The organism is Clostridia bacterium, from assembly GCA_017620395.1.
GTDB lineage: Bacteria > Bacillota > Clostridia > Oscillospirales > RGIG8002 > RGIG8002.
Genome location: JAFZQJ010000004.1, coordinates 1 through 25,760, shown reverse-complemented (window position 1 = coordinate 25,760; position 25,760 = coordinate 1). Strand labels below are relative to the sequence as shown.

Sequence of the window (25,760 nt, the reverse complement as noted above, 5' to 3'; positions counted from 1 at the left end):
CGGCGCGCCGGAATTTAACAACATAATACTGATTATGTTGTTGCGTTTACCGCCTCACGCGGGTAAACGGTTTTTGTTAATCCGCTCCGCGCGTATATGGCGAATTCCGGAAACGGACGGTGTTTACACGCCGCGGAAACGGTTTCCCCGCGCGTGGGAAGCCGCCGGACGAGCGATGCTCGTCCCTACGACACACCTCATTCGGCGCTTCGCGCCACCTGTCTCGCCTGCGGGCTCGGGCAGGTCGCGGCTCTGACCGCCCACCGGGCTGTCATTCACTACCGCAACCTCCGCTTCGCTACCCTCAAGGGGAAGGCTTAACAAGCGTATAAAAGAGTGTCATGGCTCTTTTATATATTTTGCAAAATAAAAAAATCTTAGGAGGAAAACATCATGACAAAGCAAAAGTCAACGAAGCGCGCGCTGATAAGCAGCCTGCTTATCCTTGCGATGTGCTTCACCATGCTGGCCGGAACTACGTTCGCGTGGTTTACCGACAGCGTGACCAGCGCCAACAACATCATCAAGTCTGGCAAGCTGGATGTCGCTTTCGAGTGGGCGAACGGCAAGGACGATCCCGCCGCTGCTACTTGGAAGGACGCTTCTCAGGATGCGATTTTTGACTATGACCTTTGGGAGCCCGGCTACACCGAGGTTCGTCACATCAGAATCGCGAACAAGGGCAATCTCGCTCTTAAGTACAAGGTTCAGATCGTTGCCAACGGTACCGTTTCCGATCTCGCGAAGGTCATCGACGTTTATTACATCGATCCCGCGCAGCAGATAGCTGACCGTGCTGCTTTTGAGGCGATTGACGCTTCCAAGAAGCTCGGTACGCTTGATCAGGCTCTTGCCGGAATGGCTACTACCGCCAGCGGCGCTCTCGTTCCCGAAGGCAAGGAAGGCAACGGACTGAAGAGTTCCGAAACCATTACCATCGCTCTCCATATGCAGGAGACTGCTGGCAACGAGTATCAGGATATGAGCATCGGCTCCAGCTTCTCTGTTCAGCTCCTTGCTACCCAGTACACCTTCGAAAAAGACAGCTTTGACGATCAGTACGATGCCAACGCCGCCTTCGTCAGCAGCGGTGCCGAACTCCAGACCGCTCTTCTCGATCCGGCAGTAACCAGCGTTGTTCTTAAGGATAACATCGTTGAGTCTCTCGTTCTCAGATCCGACAAAGAGATCGACCTTAACGGTTATACTCTTACCACCCAGGTCAATGCTTGGGACGGCGACGTCACCATCAAGAATGGTACCATAGAAGTCGCTGAAGGTGAGCAGGGAATCCAGATTTGGCCCGACAGCAACGCTCGGCCCCATATAACCATCGCTCAGGACGTTGTCATCAATGCTCCTAACGGATATGCGGTTACCATATTCCCCGAGTATCAGTCTGCCGGTGACACCTGCGACGCTACCGTCGATATCTACGGCACTTTGAACAGTAATCTGTTTGTCAGCGGTAACATTAAGGGCGGTTCCTCCGTCGTTAACGTTTACGGCACGATAGACGGTTCTAAGAATACCGATAACGATATCGGTATCGCTCTGAACGGTAATTCTACCGTCAATATCAAGGCTGGCGCCGTCGTTAAGGGCAGCACCGGTATCGAAGTCCGTGCCGGTAAGCTGAACGTTGAAGGCGGCGAAATTACTGGTACTGCCACTCCGTCCAGCGCTCAGGCCAACAACAACGGAACCACTACCGAAGGCGCCGGTATTGCTGTTTCCTCTTACGGAATCAGCCCCATTGACGTCAAGGTTTCCGGCGGTACTATCAAGGGTTATAATCCTCTCTATGTTGTCAACCCGAACGGAGTTGCCAGCTATGCCGACGTTAAGGTCAACGTGACCGGCGGTACTTTCGAGTGCATCAACGGTGGTACTGTTCAGTACTTCAAGGCTGATAACGTCCCCGCTGACATCACTTACAACGTTGCGTAATTAACGCAGCCACGCGTGACAACACGCACAGCTAATTAAGCTTATTGCCGCCCGTTCAAACGGACGGGCGGCGGTAAAAGGGCGCGAACCTCGCACCCTTTTACCGCCGGAAAGGCATGGCGCGTACGCGCCGCAGGGGCGATCCTGATCGCCCGGCCTCCCCTGTGTAAGGGGAGGTGGCATCCGAGGCGAAGCCGAGGATGACGGAAGGGTTGTTGGTTTCTCAAAGAGCAAATTGCGTAACTGTGCGGGCGATTGATAATCGTCCTAACGACAACCCCTCAGTCATCGCCGCCTTCGACGGCGCTGACAGCTCCCCTTGCACAGGGGAGCCCTGAATAGTATAAAAGGCTTGTCATAGGCCTTTTATATACTTTGCAAAGTAAAAAATCTCAAAAAAGGAGGAAACACTATGACAAAAAAGCAAAAGTCGGCGAAGCGTGCGTTTATCAGCTCCGTTCTGTCTGTGATTCTGTGCTTCACGATGCTTGTCGGCACCACCTTCGCGTGGTATAACGACAGCGTCACCAGCGACAGAAACAAGATAGTCGCCGGCAGTTTGGAAATGGTGCTCGAGCACTACGTTCCCGCGACTGAGACTGAAGAAGCTAAGTGGGAAACCGTAAGCGGTACCACCAAGGTCTTCGCGGACTCGCTCACCTTCGAGCCCGGCGCCGCGCAGGTCGCGTACGTCCGCGTCAAAAACGCCGGAGATCTCGCCTTCAAGTACAGCCTTGCTATTGCGGTTGACGAGAAGACAATCGGTAAGAATAAGGCAGGCGAAGACCTCGATCTTACTAATTATCTGAAGTTCGGAGCCGTGCAGATGGCGAACGACACCTTTGCTCCCTATCCGACGACCGACGCGGGACGTGCCACGGCGATCGCCGCTGCCGGCACCAACAACATCTCGAGCAGCGATTTTGTGACTGCTGCGGTGCTTCAGAAGGAGACCACGTCCGACGTTTACGCTCTCATCATCTACATGCCCAGTTCGCTCGGCAACGAAGTCAACCCCGATCCTGAGCACAAACCCGATATTACTTTCGGTCTGAACGCCCTTGCGACTCAGGCGACCATCGAAAACGACAGCTTCAGTGATCAGTATGACGCTAATGCAACTCTGAACTTTGCGCCTGTCACTACTGCTGTTGCGTTTAACGACGCGCTCAGCGCCGGTCGTTCCGCCTCGCTCGAGAACGACGTTGCGCTCGGTAATACCTATCAGGTATCCGCCAATCAGGACGTTGTTATCGACGGTAACGGCAATACCCTCTCTTCCATTAACGGAACGCGCGTCATTAATATTGACACCGCGCCCGGAGCTTCCGTAACGCTGAACGACGTTAAAGTTGACGCCGGAGATAAGGAAAGAGGCGTTTCGCTCTACAACTCAGAGAATGCGGAAGTTAGCGTTAACAGTTCTGAACTTGATGCGGATTACTACACTGTCAACGTAGCTTCCAATTGCCCCAATGCTGAACTTAACGTTGAGAACTCCAAAATTACCGGCTGGTGCGCGTTCCAGACTTGGTCTGCCAACGTTACTATCAACGTTAACAACAGCACGCTTATTGGTTTGAACGACAAGACTTATAACGCTGATGGCTGGAATAACTTCTCGACTATAGTCATCAATGAGCCCGCTCAGGGCAGTGTTATTACGGTCAGAAATAGCCGCATCGAAGCGAACCAGACCACCGGCAACAAGCAAACTTTCGTTTCGTTCCGTGCTGCGTCCGGTGCCACAGTTATTTTTGAGAACTGCACGTTCTGGAAAGACGGTGTTCAGATCACCGATATGCAGGAGATTGTTAATAATATTCAATTTACCTCTCAGGCTGCGATTGACAATTCTCACCTCACTATTAATGGTGTAACGATTCTGTAATCGCTCCAATCATTCCCGCGTGAATTTCACGCAAAACAACACACAAGCGGACGGAGCTTTTGCTCCGTCCGCTTCGTTTTGTTCCTTATTATAATTATATTACGCGCGCGAGGGGCGGTTGCGAAAAAATCGCAAAAACCTCTTGACAAACGGCGGGTGAGGCTTCCCCTTGAGGGGAAGCTGTCAGCGCCGCAGGCGATGACTGATGAGGTGGAGCCCTGCGTTTATGCACGTTTGCTTTAAGGAAGCTAACAACCCCTCAGTCTCGCCCTGCTTCGCAGGTCTCGACAGCTTTCTCGCCTGCGGGCTCGGTCAGAAACGCGGCTCTGACAGTCCACCGGACTGTCATTCACTGCCGCGTTTCTCGCTCCGCTACCTTGCACAGGGGAGCCAAAAAATCGCAAAAACCTCTTGACAAACGGCGGGGGAGCGGTTATAATCTCACTGTAAAGTTTTTTGCTTTACACCAACCGCGGTCCGCCGCACGGGAGCGTTTTATATGGAGCGCAAGGTTTATTTCTCGCGTCTGCTCGATTTCTACGGCGGGCTCCTGCCGGAAAAGCAGCGCGCTTGTATGTTTCAATATTACTACGACGATCTTTCCCTCGCCGAAGTTTCCGAGAATCTCGGCATAACCCGCCAGGGCGTCCGCGACCTTATCAAGCGCGGAGAAGCCGCCCTCGAGAAGTCCGAGGCGGAGCTGAAGCTGACGGAAAGAGACGACGCCGTGCGCCGCCACGCCCAAGCGCTCGCCGCGGAGCTTTCGTCCCTCGCGGACGAACTGCCCGCCGAGTTCGCCGGCCGCGTACGCGCGCTCGCCGATTCTATGAGTTCCTGGGATGTGTAACGATGGCGTTTGAAAGCTTGAGCCAAAAACTGAACAGCGTTTTCCGCCGGCTCGGCTCCAAGGGCAAGCTGAACGAGAGCGACATCAACACCGCGATGCGCGAGGTCAAGCTCGCGCTCCTCGAGGCCGACGTCAGCTACGTCGTCGTCAAGGACTTCATCGCCTCCGTCAGCGCGAAGGCGAAGGGCGCCGCGGTCATGGAGAGTCTGACTCCCGTGCAGATGGTCATCAAGATCGTCCGCGACGAGCTTATCGCACTGATGGGCGAGAGCGAGGCGAAGATAAACTTCTCCAACAAGCCGCCCACGGTCGTGCTTCTCGCCGGCCTTCAGGGCTCCGGTAAGACCACGCACTGCGCCAAGCTCGCGATGCATTTCAAGAAGCAGGGCAAGCGTCCGCTGATGGTCGCCTGCGACGTTTACCGTCCCGCCGCGATAGATCAGCTGAAGGTACTCGGCGAAAAGAACGGCCTGCCCGTTTATTCCGAGGACGGCTCAAAGGATCCGCCCCGCATCGCCGAGAACGCCGTGAAGCACGCCAGGCAGTACGGCAACGACCTCGTGCTCATCGACACCGCCGGCCGTCTTCACATCGACGAGGCGCTGATGGAGGAGCTCGCGGAGATAAAGCGCCGCACGCAGCCGCACGAGATCCTGCTCGTCATCGACGCGATGACCGGTCAGGACGCGGTCAACGTCGCCAAGAGCTTCAACGAGAAGCTTGAGATCGACGGCGTCATCCTCACCAAGCTCGACGGCGACACCCGCGGAGGCGCCGCGCTCGCCGTACGTCACATAACCGGCAAGCCGATCAAGTTTACCGGCGTCGGCGAGAAGATCGACGAGCTCGAGCCGTTCTACCCCGACCGCGCCGCGTCCCGCATCCTCGGCATGGGCGATATGCTCTCCTTCATCGAGAAGGCTGAGGCGGAGCTCGACGAGAAGCAGGGCGAGGAGCTCCTCGCGAGGCTCGAGAAGAACAAGTTCGACCTCAACGATATGCTAATGCAGTTCCGCCAGGTCAAGAAGATGGGCTCGATAAAGAAGCTCATCGGCATGCTCCCCGGCACGCAGGGCATAGACGAGAACTCCATAGACGAAAAGGCGTTCCCGCGCATGGAGGCGATCATCCTCTCGATGACGCCGCAGGAGCGCAGCAACCCCTCGATACTCAACGCTTCGCGCCGCAAGCGCATCGCCGACGGCGCCGGCACCAACGTCCAGCAGGTGAACAGGCTCATCAAGCAGTACGAGCAGACCAAAGATTTGATGAAAAAGTTTACCAAGGGCGGCAAATTCGGTAAGTTCAGAAAAGGCGGGCAGCTTCCGCCGGACTGGAATTTATAAAAAATAAACATACGGAGGCAAACAACAATGGCAGTAAAAATCAGACTGCGCCGCATGGGCGCGAAGAAACAGCCCTTCTACAGAATCGTCGTCGCGGATTCCAGATATCCCAGAGACGGCCGCTTCATCGAAGAGATCGGTTACTACAATCCGCTGACCGAGCCCTCTGACGTCAAGGTCGACGCCGAGAAGGTCGAAAAGTGGCTCAAGAACGGCGCTCAGCCCACCGATACCGTCAAGGCGCTTCTGAAGAAGAACGGCATCATCAAGTAAGTAAGCTTTTCCCAAAATTGCAATTACTCCACAGGAGGTAACGATAATGAAGGATTTGCTTATCGCTCTGGCTCAGAGCCTCGTTGAGAAACCCGACGAGGTCAAGGTCGAGGAGCAGGTCGCCGAGGACGGCTCCGTCGTCTTTTATCTGCGCGTTGCGGACGGCGACATGGGCCGCGTCATCGGCAAGCAGGGCAGGATCGCGAAAGCCATCCGCACGCTGCTTCGCGCCGCCGCTACCCGCGAGGATAAGAAGGTCACCGTCGAGATCGTCGACTGACGGTCCGGCGCTGACCGCGCTTGTCCGCGTCCGCCTGCTTCGGGCGGAGCCGCAATAACGACGATGGGAAGATCGTTATGAATGAGTTTTTGGAGGCCGGCAGGTTCGTGGCCGTCCGCGGAATAAAAGGCGAGCTGAAGCTCAACGTTTTCTGCGACGGACCGGAGTTCCTGGCGGATTCGGAGACCCTCTGGTTAGGCGTTGAAAAAAAGCCGTACGCCGTCGAAAGGGCGTTTCCGCAGAAGAATCAGCTCATCGTAAAATTGAAGGACGTGGATCTCCCGACGGCGCAGACGCTCGTCGGGACTTCGGCGTATATAAAAAAAGACGCCTATCAGCTTGATGAAGGCGTTTTTTTCGTGGCCGATCTGATCGGCCTGACCGTGAAGGACGCCGACACCGGCGAGGTTTACGGCAGGCTTTCGGACGTGCTGCAGACCGGCGGCCGCGACGTCTACGTCATAAAGGGCGAGCGCGAGCTGCTTTTCCCGGCGATCCCCGAGGTCGTCGTTTCGGTCGATATCGCGGGCGGGGAAATGCTCATCAGACCGCTGGAGGGACTGTTTGATATATGAAGTTTTACGTTATGTCGCTTTTCCCGCACCTCGTGACGGGCGCGCTCGACGACAGCATAATCGGCAGGGCGCAGAGCAAAAAGATAATCAGCATAGTGCCCTTCAATATCCGCGATTTCACCGCGGATAAGCACCGCCGTACCGACGATTACCCCTACGGAGGCGGGCTCGGCATGATCATGCAGGCGCAGCCGGTCTTCGACTGCTTCACCGAGGTGTGCAGGAAGGCGAAGAAGCGCCCGAAGCTGATCTATATGTCGCCCCACGGCAAGCCCTTCACGCAGAAGAAGGCGCACGAGCTGTCGAAGGGCGGCGACATCGCGATACTCTGCGGTCATTACGAAGGCGTCGACCGCCGCATCATCGACACGATCGTCGACGAAGAGATCTCCGTCGGCGACTACATACTCAGCGGAGGCGAGCTTCCGGCGGCGGTGCTTATCGACGCCGTTTCCCGTCTGCTCGACGGCACGCTGAAGACCTCCGAAAGCTATATGGAGGAGAGCTTCGAGCACGGACTGCTCGAGTACCCGCAGTACACGCGCCCCGAGGAGTACGAGGGCATGCGCGTGCCGGAGGTGCTGCTTTCCGGCAACCAGAAGGAGATCGACCGCTGGCGCCGCAGGGAGAGCATCGTGCTGACCGCGAAGAGCCGCCCCGACCTGATATCCAAATGCGAGCTCACCGCCGCGGAAAAGAGGCTGTTTATGAAAAACGTGCCCGAGGAAAGCACCGTGCACACGATAACGGACGGCAAGCTGACCGTCCGCGTCAAGCGGCAGGGCGCGGAGCTCTGCTCCGTGATGAAAAACGGCGTGGAGTATCTCTGGCAGGGCGACGAGCGCTACTGGAAGGAGCAGGCGCCGATACTTTTCCCGGTCGTCGCGCGCAGCCGCAACGGAGTCATCCGCATCGACGGCAAGGACTACCCGATGGCGTCCCACGGCTTCGCGAAGCGGATGGAGTTCTCCGTCCAGGCGCAGAGCGAAAACAGCATAACGCTGAAGATAGAAGACACCGCGGAAACGCGTGAGATATACCCCTACAGCTTCCGCTTCCTCATGACCTACACCGTCGAGAACGGCGAGCTTACCGTCATCTCCCGCGTCGAGAACATCGGCGACGGCAAGATGTGGTTCACCTACGGCGGACACCCCGGCTTCAACGTGCCGCTGCGCATAAACGAGAGCTTCGAGGACTACGAGATCGAGCTGGGCGAATGCCCCGACCCGACCGTGCCGGCGACGACGGAGGATATGTTCATCGACTTCTCGCGCCGCCGCAGAGTCGACGAGGACGGCGTGATAAAGCTCACCCGCGAGCTGTTCTCGAACGACGCGCTGATATACGAAAACCTGCGCTCCTGCACGCTGCGCAGCCGCGTTTCCGGCAGCGGCGTCCGCGTCGAAGCGGACGACAGCTTCAACTACCTTGCGTTCTGGACGCGCTACCCGGGCGAAGCGCCCTACGTCTGCATCGAGCCGTGGATAGGCATCGGCAAATGCGAGGACGAGGGCACGCTTTTCAGAAAGCGCAGGGGAGTGCTTTCGCTCAAGCCGGGCGGCGATTTCAGCTGCAAGTATAAGATCATCCCGATCGCCGGCAGGAAGCCCGGCGCGAGAAAAACGGAGGCGGCGAAATGAACGAAACCGTGATACGTCCGGCGCTCGTCGTAATGGCGGCGGGACTCGGCAGCAGGTTCGGAGGGCTCAAGCAGCTCGAGCCGGTCGGCGTCGGCGGCGAGATAATCCTCGAATACTCCGTTCACGACGCGATAAAAGCCGGCTTCGGCAGAGTGGTTTTTATTATCAACGAGAAGATAGAAGAGGAGTTCAAGGAGCGCGTTTCGTCGCGCATCCCGTCCTCGATAAGATGCGATTACTGCATACAGGACCCGAATACTATCCCCGCGGGCGTGAAGGTACCGCCGGAGCGCAAGAAGCCGTGGGGCACGGGGCAGGCGGTGATGTCGCTGAAGGGCGTCGTCAGCGAGCCCTTCGCCGTGATAAACGCGGACGACTACTACGGCGCCGAGGCGTATAAGCTGCTTTTTGAGCAGCTTTCGCGGACGCATGAAGCGGACGGCGTTTCAGACTACTGCATGGTCGGCTACGGCGTCGCGAACACGCTCTCCGAAAACGGCACGGTCGCGCGCGGCATATGCGAAGTCGGCGAAGACGGCTTCCTGCGCGGCGTGACCGAGCGCACGAAGATAATGCGCCGCGGCGGCGACGTCTGCTACACCGAAGACGGCGAAAGCTGGACCGCGCTGCCGGAGGACTCCGTGGCGTCGATGAACTGCTGGGGCTTCACTCCGGACGCGATCGACAGGCTCGCGGAGGGCTTCCCGCGCTTCTTTGAGGAAAACGCCGGCCGTCTGGACAAGGCGGAATACTTCCTGCCGGAGTTCGTTTCGCGGCAGCTTAAAGAGGGAAAAGCGCGCGTGAAGGTGCTGACCACGTCCGAAAGCTGCTGCGGCGTGACCTACCGCGAGGACCTGCCGAAGCTGCGCGCGCGCATCGCCGCGTTCACCGAGGCGGGCAGATACTCCGCGCCGCTCTGGAAAAATCTCATATAACTGTTGCATATCGCCGCGGACGGGTGTATAATATACCTATGAGAGATTGAATATCCGGAAGGAGAAACGATTATGAAGACTTTCAAGAATATCCTCAAGGCGCTTTTCGTCGTCGCGGGACTGCTCGCGATGTTCTTCCCCTACGAGTATGAGCAGGAGGAAAACGGCGACTTCAGCTACAAGGCGTGGCTGCTCGGCATAAAGCGCACGACCGACGGCGAGGAGGGCAAGCGCAAGTATCGCATCAGCTTCTTCACGAAACCGAAGATCAAGCGCGCGAAGCGCGTCCTGCCGGATATCGACGTAGACGACGATTACGCGACCTCCGCGGACGTCGACGGCGACGACCTTTCCGGCCTCGCGGACGACATCAGCGACAAGCTCGCCGGACTGGAATAAATCGAAAGCACACAACTCCGAAACGCTTTGGGGTTGCGTGTTTTGATTCGTTGCGCGAAGAGGTATACGTATGATGAAAGGAAGAGGTATACGTATGATGAAAGTAAGAGCTTTGATAATCGTCGGGGCTTTGTTGGCGATCTGTCTGCTTGTTTCCGGATGCGGTTCGGGCACGGTTTTCGATAAAACGACCGGCGCGTCGCTGGAGTTCCCGCTTGAAGACGACGGATACCCGAAGGAGGGCGTCGCGCTTATAAACGGCAAGACCTTTGAGCTCGAGAACTACGGCAATATCTATCACGGTGAAACGGGAGAGGGGCGGCTTTCGGTAAAAGCCGAAGGCGGCGTTCTGGAAATAGCCGTCGCGAACGGCGGCGCCGTTACGGAATGGCGTGTGTCGGATAATGTTGCTCTGCAGAGCCGTTCCGAATACGAGCCGGAAATAAGCGCGGACGATATAAAGGACGGCGCTTCGGGAACGGTGCAGGGGTTCGTTTTGAGCGTTCCGTCGGAAAAGACGGAGATCGTATTGCGGCATGTCAATACTCTTTCCGCGGCGGGGAAGACGTTCGACGAGTTTGAGTATGACTATCAGCTGATAATAACGGTCGATCCGTGATCCCGAAAAGCTGAATGATAAAATAAAAGCGGCGCACGTTAGTGCGCCGCTTTTGCATACGGTTGAGCAAGCCTGTAAGCCGGGTTCTGTCCTTTAAGACTGCCATCTATCTGGGACGCGCGTCGCCGCGCGCCTCAACGCCACCCTTCAAGGCACGGCGAGCAGCCGTATGGCCTTATTCGGTGTTGCATCGGATAGGGTTTACAGCGCCCCCGCGTTACCGAGGGGGCGGGTGAGCTCTTACCTCGCCTTTCCACCCTTACCGGCGTAGCCGGCGGTATATCTCTGTTGCACTTTCCCTGGAGTCGCCTCCGGCGGGCGTTACCCGCTATCCCGCTCTGCGATGCCCGGACTTTCCTCATCGGCGCAAAGCGCCGACGCGGCAGCCCGACTTGCTCGGGAGTATGATACCACGTTTTTGCCGAAAAGTAAAGATGTTTTTACTCTTCTTGACATTTGCGGAGAATTATAGTAAAATATAAAAGACTATAAGGCGGCATATCGTTTTCGCGCCTGCGCATAATAATCCCGAATAATAAAAAGGCGGTATTGTTATGACGGAAGACAACGAAAACGAAAGACCGCGCGATCCGTCCGGCGAGGACGGAGCCGTGACCGTGAAGGCGGGGACGCACTCGATCTGCTGCCTGACGGTGATCGGGCAGATAGAAGGGCATTACGCCCTTCCGCCTACGGAGAAGGCGACGCGCTACGAGCATATGATCCCGCGGCTCGTCGCGGCGGAGCAGTCGCCGGAGGTCGAGGGCGTGCTGCTTCTGCTGAACACGGTAGGCGGCGATATAGAGGCGGGGCTCGCGATAGCGGAGCTCGTCGCGAGCATGAAGACGCCCTCCGTTTCGCTCGTGCTCGGCGGCAGCCATTCGATTGGCGTGCCGCTCGCGGTCTGCGCGAGGCGTTCCTTCATCGTGCCGACGGCGACGATGACGGTGCATCCCGTGCGGCTTACCGGACTCGTGCTCGGCGCGCCGCAGACCTTCGATTATTTCCAGAAGATGCAGGAGCGCGTCGTGCGATTCGTCGCCGGCAACAGCCGGGTTTCGCCGGAACGTATGCGCGAGCTGATGCTGAACACCGGCGAGCTCGCCACGGATATGGGCAGCGTGCTCGACGGCGAAGCCGCCGTCCGCGAGGGCTTCATCGACGCGGTGGGCGGTCTCGCCGACGCGGTGGAGGCGCTTTACCGGCTGATAGAGGAATAATCCGCGGCGGTCATATCATAGATATTACGGCGGCGTTCCGCCGCAGTACATATTCGGAGCAATCAAGATGACGGTTTTTCAGGCGTTCTTTCAAGGAGTGATACAGGGGCTGACGGAGTTTCTTCCCGTCAGCAGCTCCGGGCATCTCTCGGTTGCCGCGCACTTTTTCGGCATCGAGGGGGCGGGAACGGCGTTCTCAGTTTTCCTGCATCTCGGCACGCTGGCGGCGGTCGTCTTAGCGTTTTTTCCGAGGGTGAAGGAGCTGTTCTTCGAGTTCTTCCGCATGATCGCGGATATTTTCCGCGGCAGGTTCAGCTTTAAGAACTGCGGTCAAACGCGAAGGATGCTGCTGATGATGATCCTTTCGCTCGCGCCGCTGCTCTGCGTCTATCCGATAAAGGATACGATCTCCGCGCTCGGTGAGGACGAGGACGTCGTCGTCGAAGGGATATGCTTCATATACACCGCGATCCTGCTGCTTCTGGCAAGCTACACCGCGAAGCGCACCGCGGAGCCGCTCGCCGAAGTGACGCCGGGGCGCGCGGTCTACATAGGCTTCATGCAGGCGATAGCGCTGCTTCCGGGCGTTTCGCGCAGCGGCTCGACCGTCGGCGCGGGGCTGATCTCCGGAGTCGACCGCGGCTATATGGTCGACTATTCGTTCATTTTGAGCATACCGGTCATATTCGCCGCCGGTGTGAGCGAAACGAAGGACGCCTTCGCGGAAGGCCTCGGCGTGGGAGTTTTTCCGCTCATCGTCGGAGTCGTAACCGCCGCGGCCGTCGGCTTTTTCGCGATAAAGGCGCTCTCGTGGATGGTGAAGAACGATAAGCTCTGGATATTCTCGATATACCTCTTCCTGCTCGGCGGCTTCACAGTCGTCGCGGGAATGAGCGGACTCTGATTATAAAGAACAGGATGTGTGAAAATGGCGCAGAGAGGAAGGCCGAAAGGCTCGAAAAATAAAAACACCGCCGCAGCGGCGCGTTCTGCGGCCGCTGAAAAGCAGCGCAGCAAAAACGTAATATGGAGCACCGTGCTGATACTTGCCGGGCTGCTCCTGTTCGTGCTGCTCGTCGTTTCCGACAAGGGATTTCTCGGCGACGCGATACAGAAGGGGATGAACACCCTTTTCTCGTGGGTAATGTACTTCCTGCCGGTGCTGCTGATCTATATCGGCGTGCTGCTCGCGGTGCAGAAGACGAAGAAATACATAGCCCTCCGCTTCTGGTTCAGTCTGCTTGCGATATTCATATTCGCGGCGGTCGTCTTCATTCTCAAGGCGGGGAGCAGGGATATAGTCGAGGTGTTCAAAGAAGACAGCGTCAACGCGGTCGGCTTCGGCATCGGCTTCGTTTTCACGAAGGCGCTTGGCAAGGTCGGCGGCCTTATCGCGCTGTTCCTCGTGCTCGCCGGCGCGCTCATGATGTCCGCGGGCATAACGATAATCAACGTTTTCAACTGGCTTAAAAACCTCTTCACGATGGGAGTCGACGAGGAGGACGGAGAAGAGCCGGAGACCGATCCCGTCAAGGCGATCGACAAGATCGGCAGAGAGCCGCAGCCGAAGCCGGAGAAGAAAAAGCGCTCCGCTATCGACATTCCGATACCGGACGGCCCGATAACCGTGCCGGATCTCACCGTCGCGGACCCCGCTCCGAAGCCGGAGATCCGCATCGACGACATAATCAACAAGGCGGCGGCGCCCGCCGCTTCGACCGAAGCGAAGGCCGCACCCGTTACCGAAACTCCGAAGCCCGCCGACAAGTCCGCGGACAAGCCGGCGGAAAAACCCGCCGAAAAGCCCGCCGAGCCGAAGGAGGACGGCTACGTCTTCCCGCCGCTCTCGCTGCTGAAAAAGGGCGTCGGCGGCGTATCCGAGGACGTCTCCAACGAGATGCGCGAAAACGCGGATAAGCTCGTGCGCACGCTGCGCTCCTTCGGCGTTTCCACGTCGATAAGCGAAGTCTGCCGCGGTCCGTCCGTCACGCGCTACGAGCTTCAGCCGGAGGCCGGCGTCAAGCTCAGCCGCATAACCGGACTTTCAGACGACCTCGCGCTCTCTCTCGCGGCGAGCAGTATCCGCATCGAGGCGCCAATCCCGAACAAAGCGGCGGTCGGCATCGAGGTCCCGAACAAGACGCGCAGTTCCGTACTGCTCCGCGACCTGCTCGAAACGAAGGATTTCGCGGACAGCCACAGTCGCCTGACGATAGCGATAGGCAAGGGCGTTTCGGGCGATCCGATAGTCGCCGACCTCGCCTCCATGCCGCATATGCTTATCGCCGGCGCGACCGGCTCCGGTAAGTCCATCTGCGAAAACTGTATAATTATGAGCATAATATACAAGGCGAGCCCGGACGAGGTCAAGTTCATAATGATTGACCCGAAGGCCGTCGAGCTGACGATGTATAACGGCCTGCCGCATCTGGCGATCCCGGTCGTCACCGATCCGAAACGCGCCGCCGGTGCGCTCGACTGGGCGGTGCGCGAAATGATGCGCCGCTACAAGCTGCTTTCGGAATCCGGCTGCCGCGACATCAAGAGCTACAACCTGCGCGTGAAGGACGACGAAAACGCCGAGCCGCTCCCGCAGTACGTCATAGTCATCGACGAGCTCGCGAACCTGATGATGACCTCCCCGAAGGAGGTCGAGGACAGCATCTGCAAGCTCGCCCAGCTCGCCCGCGCCGCCGGAATGCACCTCGTTATCGCTACGCAGCGCCCGTCCGTCGACGTCATCACCGGACTTATCAAAGCGAACATCCCGACCCGCGTCGCGCTTTCGGTCACTTCGCAGGTCGACTCGCGCACGATAATCGACCACGCCGGCGCCGAGAAGCTGCTCGGCCGCGGCGATATGCTCTACGCGCCGATCGACGCGTCGAAGGCGCAGCGCGTTCAGGGCTGCTACGTTTCCGAAGACGAGGTGCGCAGCGTCGTCGAATTCACCAAGAAGAAGGCCGCCGCGCACTACGACGAGAGCATCAGCGAAGCCATCGACGCCTACTCCGCGAATCAGAAGGACAAGGGCGGAGCTTCCGGCGGAGTCGGCGACGACGACGGCGAAGCGGACGAAATGCTCGAAGCCGCCATCGAGATCGCGGTCGAAACGCAGACAATCTCGACCTCGCTGCTCCAGCGCCGCCTCAAGCTCGGCTACGCGCGCGCCGCGCGTATCGTCGACGAGATGGAGGCGCGCGGCATCGTCGGCCCGTTCGAGGGCTCCAAGCCTCGCCAGGTGCTTCTGACCCGCGATCAGTGGATGGAAATGAAAAACCGCCAGTAATATTTTTGCGTAATTATTCTTTCATAAAAACGGGTGCCTTTGAGCAAAATAAGCTCAAAGGCATCTTTTTTTACGAAAGGACGGATATTATAATGAAGGAATTGAAGCTTCCGAGCGAGAAGAAGAGCAAGCTGCCGGGAGGCAAAAGGTTTTTCGCCGTGCTCGCGGCGTGCCTTATCGCTGTCTTCGTCGCCGGATATATCGCGATAGACAGGAGCCTGACCTACACGCGTCCGGTCGAGGAGCCGCCGAGCGAGAGCCAGACCGAGAAGGTGGATAAGCCGCAGAAGGGCGTGACCGAGAAGCCCGCGTCCGAGAGCGAGCCGGAGCCGTCAAGCTCCGAAAAGGAGGATGACAAGCCCGCGAATACTACTCCGGAGCCGACGCTGCTGATATGGCCGGTCAACGGCGGAACGCTCATGCGCGAATACAGCGCGGACGCGCTCGTTTTTTCGCCCACGATGCAGGACTGGCGCACGCATAACGGAGTCGACATCGCCGCGCCGGTCGGCACAGCCGTCCGCGCCATGGCGGCGGGTGAGGTGACGGGCGTACGCGAGGACGAAATGCTCGGCTGGGTTATCGAGATAAAGCACGGCAGCTACGCCGCATCCTACTGCAACGTGCAGGAGGGCGTCGCCGTCAAGGTCGGCGACACGGTAGGCATCGGCGACCAGATCGGCGGAGTAGGGCAGCAGGCGCGCCTTGAGATAGGCGATGAGCCGCACCTCCACCTCGAGGTACGCAAAAACGGCGAACTGATAGATCCGCTCAGCGTGATGAACAACACGGATATCGAGTAGTTTCGGAGCGCTTTCTTGCAAATACTACCCGCGCCGGCTTTCTGCCGGCGGTATCTTACCGCGCGTTTATTTCCGAATATGGAAAACGAATGTAAAATATCACCGCCGAATGCGCTTCGGCGGTGATATTTTACTTGACAAAAGCATTAAAGTGTTATAGAATGAAACAACTAAAGTATGCAGAATAAGGTTATTATCGGCCTTTACCCGCGGGACGTTGCCTGCGCATACGTATAACGATTTCGTCACGGAGGCGCTTTTAATGTTAAAATACGCAGTCAAGCGTATAGCGATGGGAATACTCAGCATCTTTATCGTTGCGACGCTGACGTTCTTCCTTATGAATATGGTACCGGGCGGCCCCTTCGTCGCGGAGAAGTCGATCAGCGCGGAGGCGCAGGCTGCTCTCGCCGCGAAGTACGGGCTGGACAAGCCGATCCTGCAAAGATACGCGACCTATATGACCGACTTTCTGAAGGGCGATATGGGCGTGAGCTTGCGCCAGCGCGGGCGAACGGTTTCCGAGATAATCTTCTCGAAATTCCCGGTCTCCGCGAGACTTGCCGGCATCGCCGTACTTCTCGCGCTTCTGCTCGGCATACCGCTGGGCTGTCTTTCCGCGTATAACCGCGGCAAGGCGCCGGATAATATCATAATCGTGCTCGCCACCTGCGGAATAGCGATACCGAGCTTTATAAGCAGCGTTTTGCTGTTGTATTTCCTGGGGAGCAAGCTCGGTATCTTCCCGACCGTCGGCCTGAGCACCGCCGCGCATTACGTAATGCCGGTAACGGCGCTCGCTATATACCCGACGGCGTACATAACGCGGCTTATGCGATCGAGTCTGCTCGACGTTATGGGGCAGGACTATATCCGCACCGCGAAGGCGAAGGGACTGTCGAACTTCAAGACCATATTCAAGCACGCGCTGCGCAACGCGGTGCTTCCGGTCGTTACTTACGTCGGACCGATGCTGGCCGGACTGATGACCGGTTCCTTCGTCGTGGAAAAAATCTTCACCGTCCCCGGCCTCGGCGGACAGTTCGTTTCGTCTATCGTGACCCGTGACTACACCATGGTCATGGGCACTACGATAATCCTCGCGACGCTGGTCATCGCCGCTAACGTGATAGTCGATATACTTTATAAAGTCATCGACCCGCGTATCAATCTTAAATAAGGGGGCGGACCGGAATGATGCACAACAAACCGTTCAGTTTACATATCGATCCGGCGGACTTCGCTCCCGCGACGAACGAGGAGAAGGAAAGTCTCGTCGTAATGCGCGACAGCGTAAGCTTCTGGAGGGACGGCTTCCGCCGCCTCCGCAAAAACAAGATCGCGATGGTCAGCTTCGCGCTGATCGTGCTGATAATGCTCTTCGCGTACGTCCTGCCGTCGTTCTGGCCTTACGCCTACGAGCAGCAGACGAAGGGCGCGGAAAATCTTTCGCCCGGCACCAAAATGCTGGTCTGGTCGGTGGAGTACGAAAAAGACGGCGTCCTGTGTTCCTATGAGATCTCCGCCGCGAACGGCACTCTGCTCTCCGTCAACAAAACGCATACGGATTACGGCGTGCCTTACGAAGGCGAGCCCGCCGGATGCTTCAAGCACGATGAAGAAGCCGCGATAAAGACGGCGCTCAACGCCGGCAACGCGGACCGGAACACGGTAAAGAATCTGAAAGCCGACCTGCAGCGGAAGGAACAGTTCCCGTTCATTTTCGGAACGGATAAGCTCGGGCGCGACTTCGCGGTGCGTCTTATGATGGGCACGCGCATCAGCTTGACCGTCGGACTCATCTGCGCGGCGCTGGTGCTCCTCGTCGGTTCGACCTTCGGAGCCGTTGCGGGCTTCGCGGGTGGCTGGATCGACAACATAATGATGCGCTTCACCGATATCCTTTACACGATACCGGATATCCTGCTTATAATCATTCTCGCGATGGTGCTGCGCGAACCGCTGAAAAGTCTTTCTACCGTCGGCGGCTTCCGCTGGATGCAGCGCGTAGGCCCGAACCTCATAGCGATATTCATCGTCTTCGTCCTGCTGTACTGGGTCGGAATGGCGAGGATCACGCGTTCGCAGGTGCTGGTGCTCAAGGAGTCCGAATACGTCACCGCCGCGCGCGCTCTCGGCGCGGGCAAGGGAAGGATCATACGCAAGCATCTGCTTACCAACTGCATCGGAACGCTGATAGTCACCACGACGCTTCAGATCCCCTCGGCGATCTTTACCGAGAGTTACCTGAGCTTCCTCGGGCTCGGTGTCGCGGCGCCCATGCCTTCGCTCGGCTCGCTCGCGACGGACGCGGTCAAGGGAATGAACACGTTCCCGCACCTGCTGCTGTTCCCGGCGATACTGATAAGCATAACCATACTCGTTTTCAATCTGTTCGGCGACGGTCTTCGCGACGCCTTCGACCCCAAGCTTAAGAATTGAGGAGGCGTGAGAAGTGAGTAAAAAGCTTTTGGAAATAAAAGACGAACGCCTTTCCTTCTTCACACCGGCGGGCGAAGTCAAAGCGCTGAACGGCGTTTCCTTCTCGATGGACGAGGGGGAGGTGCTCGGAATAGTCGGCGAGTCCGGCTCCGGCAAATCCGTTACGGCGTATTCGATAATGGGACTGACCGCCTTCCCCGGCAAGCTCATAGGCGGCACGATAGAATTCAACGGACATCAGGTCGATCAGATGACCGAGAAGGAGTTCCGCAAGATGCGCGGCAACGAGGTCTCCATCATCTTCCAGGACCCGATGACGAGTCTTAACCCCGTATATACGATCGGCAACCAGATCGTTGAGGTCATACTCCTTCACACCGACAAAACGAAGGAGGAGGCGAAGGCGCGTGCCCGCGAGCTGCTCGAGCTCGTCGGCATAAACGAACCCGACAAGCGCCTGAAGCAGTATCCGCACGAGCTTTCCGGCGGAATGCGCCAGCGCGTTATGATCGCGATCGCGCTCGCCTGCGAGCCGAAGCTGCTGATCGCGGACGAACCCACGACCGCGCTCGACGTCACAATCCAGGCGCAGATCCTCGAGCTGATGCAGGAGCTGCGCGAGAAGCTCGGCATGAGCATCATAATGATAACCCACGACCTCGGCGTCGTCGCGAGTATGTGCGAAAAGATAGCGGTCATGTACGCGGGCTACATCGTCGAATACGGCACCGCGGATGAGATCTTCTATCAGCCGAGCCACGAATACACGAAGGGGCTCATCAATTCGATCCCGAAGCTGACCGCCGAGGACGTCGAACGCCTCGTCCCGATCGAGGGACAGCCGGTCGATCTTATGAATCCCCCCGCGGGATGCCCGTTCGCGCCCCGTTGCGCGAGCTGCATGAAGATCTGCCTGCGCGAGATGCCTCCGCGGACGGACTTGAGCGAAACGCATTACAGCCACTGCTGGCTTCGCCAGAAGGAAGCCCTCGAGAAGGGAGGCGCCGACGATGAATGAGCAGAGAAAGCTCGTTGAGATCGAGCACCTCAAGCAGTATTTCCCCGCCGGCGGCTTCGGCAGGAAAAAGCGCTTCGTGCAGGCGGTGGACGACGTTTCCTTCTTCATCTACAAGGGCGAAACGCTCGGCCTGGTCGGCGAGTCCGGCTGCGGCAAGACGACGGTCGGCCGCACGATGCTCCGCCTTTACGAGCCGACGGACGGCAGGATAATCTACGACGGCAACGTCCTCTTTGACAGGCAGAACAGGATAGCGGTCGATATGCTGCCTTACCGCCGCAGGATGCAGATCGTTTTCCAGGACCCCTACGCGAGTCTCGACCCGCGTATGACGATAGGGGACATTGTCGGCGAATCGATAGACATCCACAAGCTCGCCGCCTCCAAGCAGGAACGCCGCGACAGGATAATCTACCTGCTCGAGCGCGTCGGACTCAACAGCGAGCACGCCAACCGCTATCCGCACGAGTTCTCCGGCGGACAGCGCCAGCGCGTCGGTATCGCCAGAGCCCTTGCCGTCAACCCCGAATTCATCGTCTGCGACGAGCCGGTCTCCGCGCTCGACGTGTCGATACAGGCGCAGGTCGTCAATATGTTTGAAGACCTGCAGAGAGAAATGGGGCTTACCTATCTCTTCATAGCCCACGATCTGAGCGTCGTGCGCCATATATCCAACCGCATCGGCGTTATGTACCTCGGCAAGCTCGTGGAGCTTGCGGAAAGCTACGAGCTCATCACCCGCAGCGCCCACCCGTACACCCGCAGTCTTATCTCCGCGATCCCGGTCGCCGATCCGATCACGGCGCGCGCCAACAAGCGCATCGTGCTTCAGGGCGACGTTCCGAGTCCGGTCAATCCGCCCAGCGGATGCCGCTTCCGCACGCGCTGTCCCTACGCGGACGAGCGCTGCGCCGCGGAAACGCCGGAGCTGAAAGAGATTTCCGCCGGGCACTGGGCGGCGTGCCACCACCTCGATAAGGTGAACTGAACGTATTCAATACGCGCGAGCGTAATGAATAAATCAAAAACGCGGAAAACCGCGCAAATTTAAGAAAAGGAGAAATCAAAATGAAGGTAAAGAAAATCCTTGCTCTGCTTCTTGCGCTTTGCATGACCCTCGCGCTCGTCGCCTGCGGCGGCGAAAACGGCGGAAGCGAAGCCAACGACGACGAGCCCACGGCGATCACCGTCCAGATCGGACCCAACCCCGAGACTCTGGACCCGGCTCTGAACAGCGCCGTTGACGGCGGCAACATGCTGATCACGCTGTTCGAGACCCTGCTCATCATCGATGAGAACAACGCCGTTCAGCCCGGCCAGGCCGAGAAATACGACGTCAGCCCCGACGGCCTCACCTGGACCTTCACGATGCGTGACGGTCTGAAGTGGAGCGACGGCACCGACCTGACCGCGAAGGACTTCGAGTACACCATGAAGCGCATCTGCGATCCCGAAACCGCGGCGCCCTACGGCGAAACGGTCGTCGGAATGATCGACGGTTATCCCGATGCCGACAAGCTGAACGTCAAGGCCAGCGAAGACGGCAAGACCCTGACCATCGTTCTGTCCTATCCCTGCGCTTACTTTGACAAGATCGTTGCGTTCGGCACGATGAGCCCTGTCCAGCAGGCCACCATCGAAGCCAACGGCGACGCCTGGGCGACAAAGCCCGAGACCTACGTCTGCAACGGCCCGTACATGATCAAGTCCTGGACTCCCGGCGAGCGCATCGTATGCGTCAAGAACCCCAACTACAAGGGCGGTTGGGACACCTCCAAGATCGTGACCGACACCATCAACTTCCTGCTCATCGAGGATTCCGCTGCTGCTTACGCCGCTTACACCAGCGGTGAGTCGCTGCTCATCAAGGACGTCCCGACCGAAGAGATCCCCAGTCTGAAGAAGGCGGAAGACGGCGGCGACTTCTACGTTGACACCATCCTCGGCACCTACTACCTGAACCTCAACTGCGACAAGGAAGTCTTCAAAGACGTCAACGTCCGCAAGGCGCTGAACCTCGCCATCGACCGTGATTACATCGCCAACACGATCATGCAGGGAACCTACTCTCCCGCTTACAACTTCGTAGGCCCCGGCGTCTCCGACGCGAGCGGCTCCTTCTTCGATAACGCTGTTGCGGCCAACGGCGGCAGCACCTACATCAGCAAGGACTACGAGGCCAACAAGGCGGCCGCGAAGGAAGCTATTGCCGCCGCCGGTTATCCCGAAGGCAAGGGCTTCCCGACCATCACCTATTCCACCAACGATTCCGGCTATCACGTAGCGGTTGCGGAATACCTGCAGCAGTGCTACAAGGACGTCCTCGGCATCACGATGGAGATCGAGAAGGTCGAATGGGCCTCCTTCACTCCCCAGCGCCGCGCCGGCGACTACGAGATGGCCCGTAACGGCTGGGTCATGGACTACAACGACGCCTCGAACATGATCGAGCTGCTGTACTCCACGAACGGCAACAACGACGGCAAGTACAACAACCCCGCGTTCGATAAGGCGATCGACGATTCCAAGGTTGCCGACCAGGCCGCTCACTTCAAGGCCCTCCACGAAGCCGAGAAGATCATGATGGAAGACTATGCGAACATTCCGGTCGCGTACTACACCGACTTCTGGCTCCAGAGCTCCACTCTGAAGGGCGTATGGCACAGCCCCTACGGCTACTGGTACTTCCAGTACGCCTACGTCGGATAATCTCCGGCAGGGCTTACGCCGCGTAACTGAAACGAAGCCGCACACCCTCGGGTGTGCGGCTTTTGCGTGCGCTTTTCGTATTTGTGCGCCGGCGGGAAATATGCTATAATGAAAATAGTTTTTATAACCGTAACTTTCCGCGCCCGATTTTTCGGGTATTTAAGTGAAAGGACCTTTCAACACAGAAGGGAGGAGCAGCGTGAACGATTCCGAAATAGTCGGCTTGTTTCTCGAAAGAAACGAATCGGCGCCCGCCGAGGCGGAGGCGAAATACCGGAGCTACTGCCTGTATATCGCCCGCAACCTGCTCGGCGACGAAGGCGACGCCGAGGAGTGCCTCAACGACGCGCTGCTCGCGGCGTGGGATTCCATCCCGCCGCAGCGCCCGGAAAATCTGAAGGCGTATCTCGGCAAGCTCACGCGCGAAGCCGCGATCGACCGCCTGCGCTTCAATAACGCGCAAAAGCGCCGTCCGGAGTCGCTCGCCTCGCTGGAGGAATTCGCGGGCGCGATCCCCGACCGCGATCCCGAGAGCGTCGCCGACAAGGTCGAGCTCGCGGCGCAGATATCGGAGTTCCTGCGCTCAGAGGGCGAGCTTGAGCGTAACGTCTTCATCCGCCGATACTGGTATTACGATACCATAGACGCGATATGCGCCGGATACGGCGTCGGCAGGCGTCGGGTAAAAACGATGCTCAAGCGGTCGCGCGAGCGCCTCGCCGCGCATTTGAAAAAGGAAGGTTACAATGAGTATATATAACGTAAACAAAGCGATGGGCATGATAGATGCCGATCTTATAGAAGCCGCCGTCTATCCGTCCGGAGCCGAAGCGAAAAAAACGAAAACGGCGGTCTTCGCGCCGAAGTCGTGGATGAAATGGGCGGCGGCGGCCGCGGCGTTCGTCGTGGTAGTCGCGGGCGCGCTCGTCGCGCTGAACGTGACCGGCGCGTGGCGCAGCGGCGGCGTCGCTGACCCGGGCGGCAGCGGAGACGAACACTCCGGCGTCATCGCTTCCTCCGGAAGCGGAAGCGTCGGGAGCGAAGACGGCAGCATCTCCACCGACTACGGAACAAATTACCCGCCTGTGCCCGCCTCGGACAGTCCCCGGACCGATCCCACGCCGCCCGACCCGTCGGATGCTCACGGCGGGGACAACGTAAGATGGTCGGATTACAAATACTTGGCGTATGACAATTCGTTGGATAAACTGACATCATTTAGTAAAAATTGGGTGGATTATATTCTTGAACAGACCGGCGCCGAGAGTCTCGACGCTCTGTGGAAGAGCGTGTGGGGAGGCGTCGAGTGTGGGCACGTAGCGCCGTACAGCAAAATAGAGATTGTCGAAGAGCTGAATATCCCGAGGGAGAAGTTTGTTGAATTGAACAACAGGGAGAGCTCCAGATACGACCATTTTACCGAAGAAGAGATCGACATCATCTATTCCGGCGATAAAAAGCGTATAGCCGAGGCGTTCGCGAGCCCATGGGCTGTCGTCGCGGAGGATTGGGAGATATATCCTATTCGCTGGCTGCTCAATAATTCCGCTTTGACCTACAAGGAAAAGCGTATTCCGGTCGACGCGCTCGAAACGGTGGTCGACAGGTATATCAACTCGAAGCTTTGCTGCCTTAACGACGACGAAAAAAGCGCGCTCCTCGCGCGTATCGAAGAATACAAGAATATGCAGTAGTTGCTTTATCTGCTTGATTAAAGAAAGGAGTGCAACATGAAAAAGTCAATTTTGATACTGCTCGTTGCCGTGATACTGCTCGCTGCCGTTGTCGGTCTCGCCGTGTTCGCCGGAGGAAAAGAAGCGGGGGAGACGGGATCGGTGAAAATGATCAAATGGTCCTCCGACGGTTTTTCGGGATATATGCCGGATATTCAGTCTTCGGCCTCAACGTTGAGTGAAGCGCCCGCGGATCCTCCGGCGCCTAGTTTCCCGGATACGCCCGCAGACGTTGCCGAAGATGAGGGAGAGCTGGCTATGTCGCCGGATGTGTATCCCTATATGCTGGTAAATTACAAGTATACCGAGAAACTGGAAAGCTTTGGTTCTTTCTGGGATTATGTGATTGAACAGACCGGCGAAACGCTTGATACTATGTTCAAGACTGTTTGGAGGTATAAATACGGCACGTCATTCAACTTGCTCGATTTAATCGATGAATTCAATATTTCGAAAGAGGAATTTGTTGAGCTGTATAAGAGGGCGGGTTTTGACCGTATAGAGCTTACCGACGAGGAGATCGACATCATCTATTCCGGCGATAAAAAGCGTATAGCCGAGGCGTTTACGCAGCCTTACGCGATAGTTACAGGCGATTGGGAAGTGTATCCTCTACGCTGGATAATTGACAATCCTGCTGAACTTTATAAAGAGAAAGGAATTTCGTTTGAAGCGCTTGAAACTGTCGTCAATAACCTGCTCGAAAGAGAAAGGATATATGACGAAGACAGAGACGCGCTGATATTGCGGATAGCGGAGTATAAAAAACTGCAGTAGCTTTTCATTTCCCCCGGCGGCCGCTTTTGCGCGGCGCGAAAAAAAGCCCCTCCCGACTAGTCGGGAGGGGCTTTGCCGTGTGCTTTTCGTATTTGTGCGCAAAGGATGAATACTAATCAAGTTTTTAGTTTATTGACTGCCGCTCGATAATGTGATATAATCAAAGCAGAAAACCAAAAAAGGGAGGCTGGGAATTATGATGAAGAAAACGGTCAGATCCGTTATCGCATCCGTGTTGCTCGTCTGCATTGCGCTGTGCGTCTGCGGCTGCGAAAAGACCGCGTCAAGCGCGGAGAAGCGCTTCGCGGAGGTGTTTGCGGATGCCGCTTCGCTGCCCGCAGGCTACTTTGACCGCCGCATCGACGGCGAGCCGGAGAAGCTCGTGATCGTTGTCACTGACGACAGAGCGAGCGTAAAACAGCGCTACGTTGAGTTGCTCGGCGAGGAATACGCCGACCTCATCGTTCTTGAGAAGCACGAGCTTTCCGATGCGGAGCTCGGGAGCCTTATTGACGAGATAGGTTCGTACCTGAAGGCAAGGGGGTTCAAGTATAACGCTTTCTTTACATCCGAAGGCAACATCATTCAATTCGGCGTCAACGAGGCTAACAGAAAAGCGTGCAAGCTTGCGGATGAGATTTCCGAGAGTTTCGGTGTTCACGTGATCATCGAGATTATGGGCGATATCGAACTTCTTTCCGACGGAGATTAAAAACGGTCGCGATTGCAAAAGAACAACGCCGCTCCTTAGGGCGCGCAAATCAGGGATACGCCGGTCTTAAAAAGGATCTTTTCGCGCCGGTCGGCGTTGAAAGCGCTCGGAATACATACAGTATTCCATCGCGCTTTCGCCTTGACCGACACAAAAACCTCTCTTTTTAAGATGCGGAGCAGTTTTGAACGAGATGTTTATCGTTCAGGCAAAACAACAAAACAGCGGTCATACTTGATGTATGGCCGCTGTTTTTTGTGAAGCATGGGCGGGAAACAGCCGTTCAAAACCCGACTTAT

24 protein-coding genes, 1 other RNA gene and 1 pseudogene are annotated in these 25,760 nt (G+C 57.4%); 25 read left to right on the top strand and 1 reads right to left on the bottom strand.

Annotated elements, in window-relative coordinates:
• Positions 1-393: 393 nt before the first annotated feature.
• The 11 genes from J5441_00765 to J5441_00715 all read left to right on the top strand — a co-directional run bounded on the left by J5441_00765 (position 394) and on the right by J5441_00715 (position 10,758).
• Positions 394-1,950 (top strand): hypothetical protein, encoded by a 1,557-nt coding sequence (locus J5441_00765; GenBank protein ID MBO4933690.1) that lies wholly within the window; start codon positions 394-396, stop codon positions 1,948-1,950.
• Between the two features lie 412 nt (positions 1,951-2,362).
• Entirely contained in the window at positions 2,363-3,841 is a 1,479-nt protein-coding gene (locus J5441_00760) for a hypothetical protein (GenBank protein ID MBO4933689.1), read from the top strand.
• 499 nt (positions 3,842-4,340) lie between these two features.
• Positions 4,341-4,688 (top strand): hypothetical protein, encoded by a 348-nt coding sequence (locus J5441_00755; GenBank protein MBO4933688.1) that lies wholly within the window; start codon positions 4,341-4,343, stop codon positions 4,686-4,688.
• 2 nt (positions 4,689-4,690) lie between these two features.
• Positions 4,691-6,034, top strand: a complete 1,344-nt coding sequence (ffh, locus tag J5441_00750; protein MBO4933687.1) for a signal recognition particle protein — start codon at positions 4,691-4,693, stop codon at positions 6,032-6,034.
• Positions 6,035-6,061: 27 nt separating this feature from the next.
• Positions 6,062-6,307, top strand: coding sequence for a 30S ribosomal protein S16 (gene rpsP / locus J5441_00745; protein MBO4933686.1), 246 nt, complete (start codon positions 6,062-6,064; stop codon positions 6,305-6,307).
• 46 nt (positions 6,308-6,353) lie between these two features.
• On the top strand, positions 6,354-6,587 hold the full coding sequence (locus J5441_00740) for a KH domain-containing protein (protein ID MBO4933685.1): 234 nt from the start codon (positions 6,354-6,356) through the stop codon (positions 6,585-6,587).
• 77 nt (positions 6,588-6,664) lie between these two features.
• Complete coding sequence (gene rimM / locus J5441_00735; protein ID MBO4933684.1) at positions 6,665-7,162, top strand: 16S rRNA processing protein RimM; 498 nt, start codon at positions 6,665-6,667, stop codon at positions 7,160-7,162.
• Complete coding sequence (gene trmD, locus J5441_00730; protein ID MBO4933683.1) at positions 7,159-8,805, top strand: tRNA (guanosine(37)-N1)-methyltransferase TrmD; 1,647 nt, start codon at positions 7,159-7,161, stop codon at positions 8,803-8,805. Before rimM ends, trmD begins: the two co-directional genes overlap by 4 nt.
• Complete coding sequence (locus J5441_00725) at positions 8,802-9,740, top strand: NTP transferase domain-containing protein (GenBank protein MBO4933682.1); 939 nt, start codon at positions 8,802-8,804, stop codon at positions 9,738-9,740. The genes trmD and J5441_00725 overlap by 4 nt, the downstream gene beginning before the upstream one ends.
• A gap of 72 nt (positions 9,741-9,812) precedes the next feature.
• Positions 9,813-10,139, top strand: coding sequence for a hypothetical protein (locus tag J5441_00720; protein ID MBO4933681.1), 327 nt, complete (start codon positions 9,813-9,815; stop codon positions 10,137-10,139).
• A 94-nt stretch (positions 10,140-10,233) separates the two neighbouring features.
• A complete protein-coding gene (locus J5441_00715; protein MBO4933680.1) occupies positions 10,234-10,758 on the top strand; it encodes a hypothetical protein in 525 nt (174 codons plus the stop codon).
• 59 nt (positions 10,759-10,817) lie between these two features.
• Here J5441_00715 and rnpB read toward each other — a convergent pair.
• Positions 10,818-11,157: RNase P RNA component class A (rnpB, locus tag J5441_00710), an RNA gene on the bottom strand.
• A 155-nt stretch (positions 11,158-11,312) separates the two neighbouring features.
• Here rnpB and J5441_00705 point away from each other — a divergent pair.
• The 14 genes and pseudogenes from J5441_00705 to J5441_00640 all read left to right on the top strand — a co-directional run bounded on the left by J5441_00705 (position 11,313) and on the right by J5441_00640 (position 25,461).
• A complete protein-coding gene (locus tag J5441_00705) occupies positions 11,313-11,978 on the top strand; it encodes an ATP-dependent Clp protease proteolytic subunit (protein MBO4933679.1) in 666 nt (221 codons plus the stop codon).
• Between the two features lie 67 nt (positions 11,979-12,045).
• Positions 12,046-12,882 carry an undecaprenyl-diphosphate phosphatase gene (locus J5441_00700; GenBank protein ID MBO4933678.1) on the top strand — a complete coding sequence of 279 codons (837 nt, stop codon included), beginning with the start codon at positions 12,046-12,048 and terminating at the stop codon, positions 12,880-12,882.
• 24 nt (positions 12,883-12,906) lie between these two features.
• Positions 12,907-15,267, top strand: coding sequence for a DNA translocase FtsK (locus tag J5441_00695; GenBank protein MBO4933677.1), 2,361 nt, complete (start codon positions 12,907-12,909; stop codon positions 15,265-15,267).
• A 92-nt stretch (positions 15,268-15,359) separates the two neighbouring features.
• Positions 15,360-16,070, top strand: coding sequence for a M23 family metallopeptidase (locus tag J5441_00690; protein ID MBO4933676.1), 711 nt, complete (start codon positions 15,360-15,362; stop codon positions 16,068-16,070).
• A 262-nt stretch (positions 16,071-16,332) separates the two neighbouring features.
• Positions 16,333-17,250, top strand: coding sequence for an ABC transporter permease (locus J5441_00685; protein MBO4933675.1), 918 nt, complete (start codon positions 16,333-16,335; stop codon positions 17,248-17,250).
• A gap of 14 nt (positions 17,251-17,264) precedes the next feature.
• Positions 17,265-17,525, top strand: a pseudogene (locus tag J5441_00680) (ABC transporter permease).
• 9 nt (positions 17,526-17,534) lie between these two features.
• Positions 17,535-18,512, top strand: coding sequence for an ABC transporter permease (locus J5441_00675; protein ID MBO4933674.1), 978 nt, complete (start codon positions 17,535-17,537; stop codon positions 18,510-18,512).
• Between the two features lie 13 nt (positions 18,513-18,525).
• Positions 18,526-19,530, top strand: coding sequence for an ABC transporter ATP-binding protein (locus tag J5441_00670; GenBank protein ID MBO4933673.1), 1,005 nt, complete (start codon positions 18,526-18,528; stop codon positions 19,528-19,530).
• A complete protein-coding gene (locus J5441_00665; protein ID MBO4933672.1) occupies positions 19,523-20,518 on the top strand; it encodes an ABC transporter ATP-binding protein in 996 nt (331 codons plus the stop codon). The genes J5441_00670 and J5441_00665 overlap by 8 nt, the downstream gene beginning before the upstream one ends.
• 80 nt (positions 20,519-20,598) lie before the next feature.
• A complete protein-coding gene (locus J5441_00660) occupies positions 20,599-22,239 on the top strand; it encodes a peptide ABC transporter substrate-binding protein (GenBank protein MBO4933671.1) in 1,641 nt (546 codons plus the stop codon).
• A gap of 199 nt (positions 22,240-22,438) precedes the next feature.
• On the top strand, positions 22,439-22,999 hold the full coding sequence (locus tag J5441_00655) for a sigma-70 family RNA polymerase sigma factor (protein MBO4933670.1): 561 nt from the start codon (positions 22,439-22,441) through the stop codon (positions 22,997-22,999).
• Positions 22,986-23,933, top strand: a complete 948-nt coding sequence (locus J5441_00650) for a hypothetical protein (protein MBO4933669.1) — start codon at positions 22,986-22,988, stop codon at positions 23,931-23,933. Before J5441_00655 ends, J5441_00650 begins: the two co-directional genes overlap by 14 nt.
• 51 nt (positions 23,934-23,984) lie before the next feature.
• Positions 23,985-24,749 (top strand): hypothetical protein, encoded by a 765-nt coding sequence (locus tag J5441_00645; GenBank protein MBO4933668.1) that lies wholly within the window; start codon positions 23,985-23,987, stop codon positions 24,747-24,749.
• A 196-nt stretch (positions 24,750-24,945) separates the two neighbouring features.
• The gene (locus J5441_00640) at positions 24,946-25,461 is read left to right on the top strand and encodes a hypothetical protein (GenBank protein MBO4933667.1); all 516 of its coding nucleotides are present in this window, start codon (positions 24,946-24,948) and stop codon (positions 25,459-25,461) included.
• Positions 25,462-25,760: the final 299 nt, after the last annotated feature.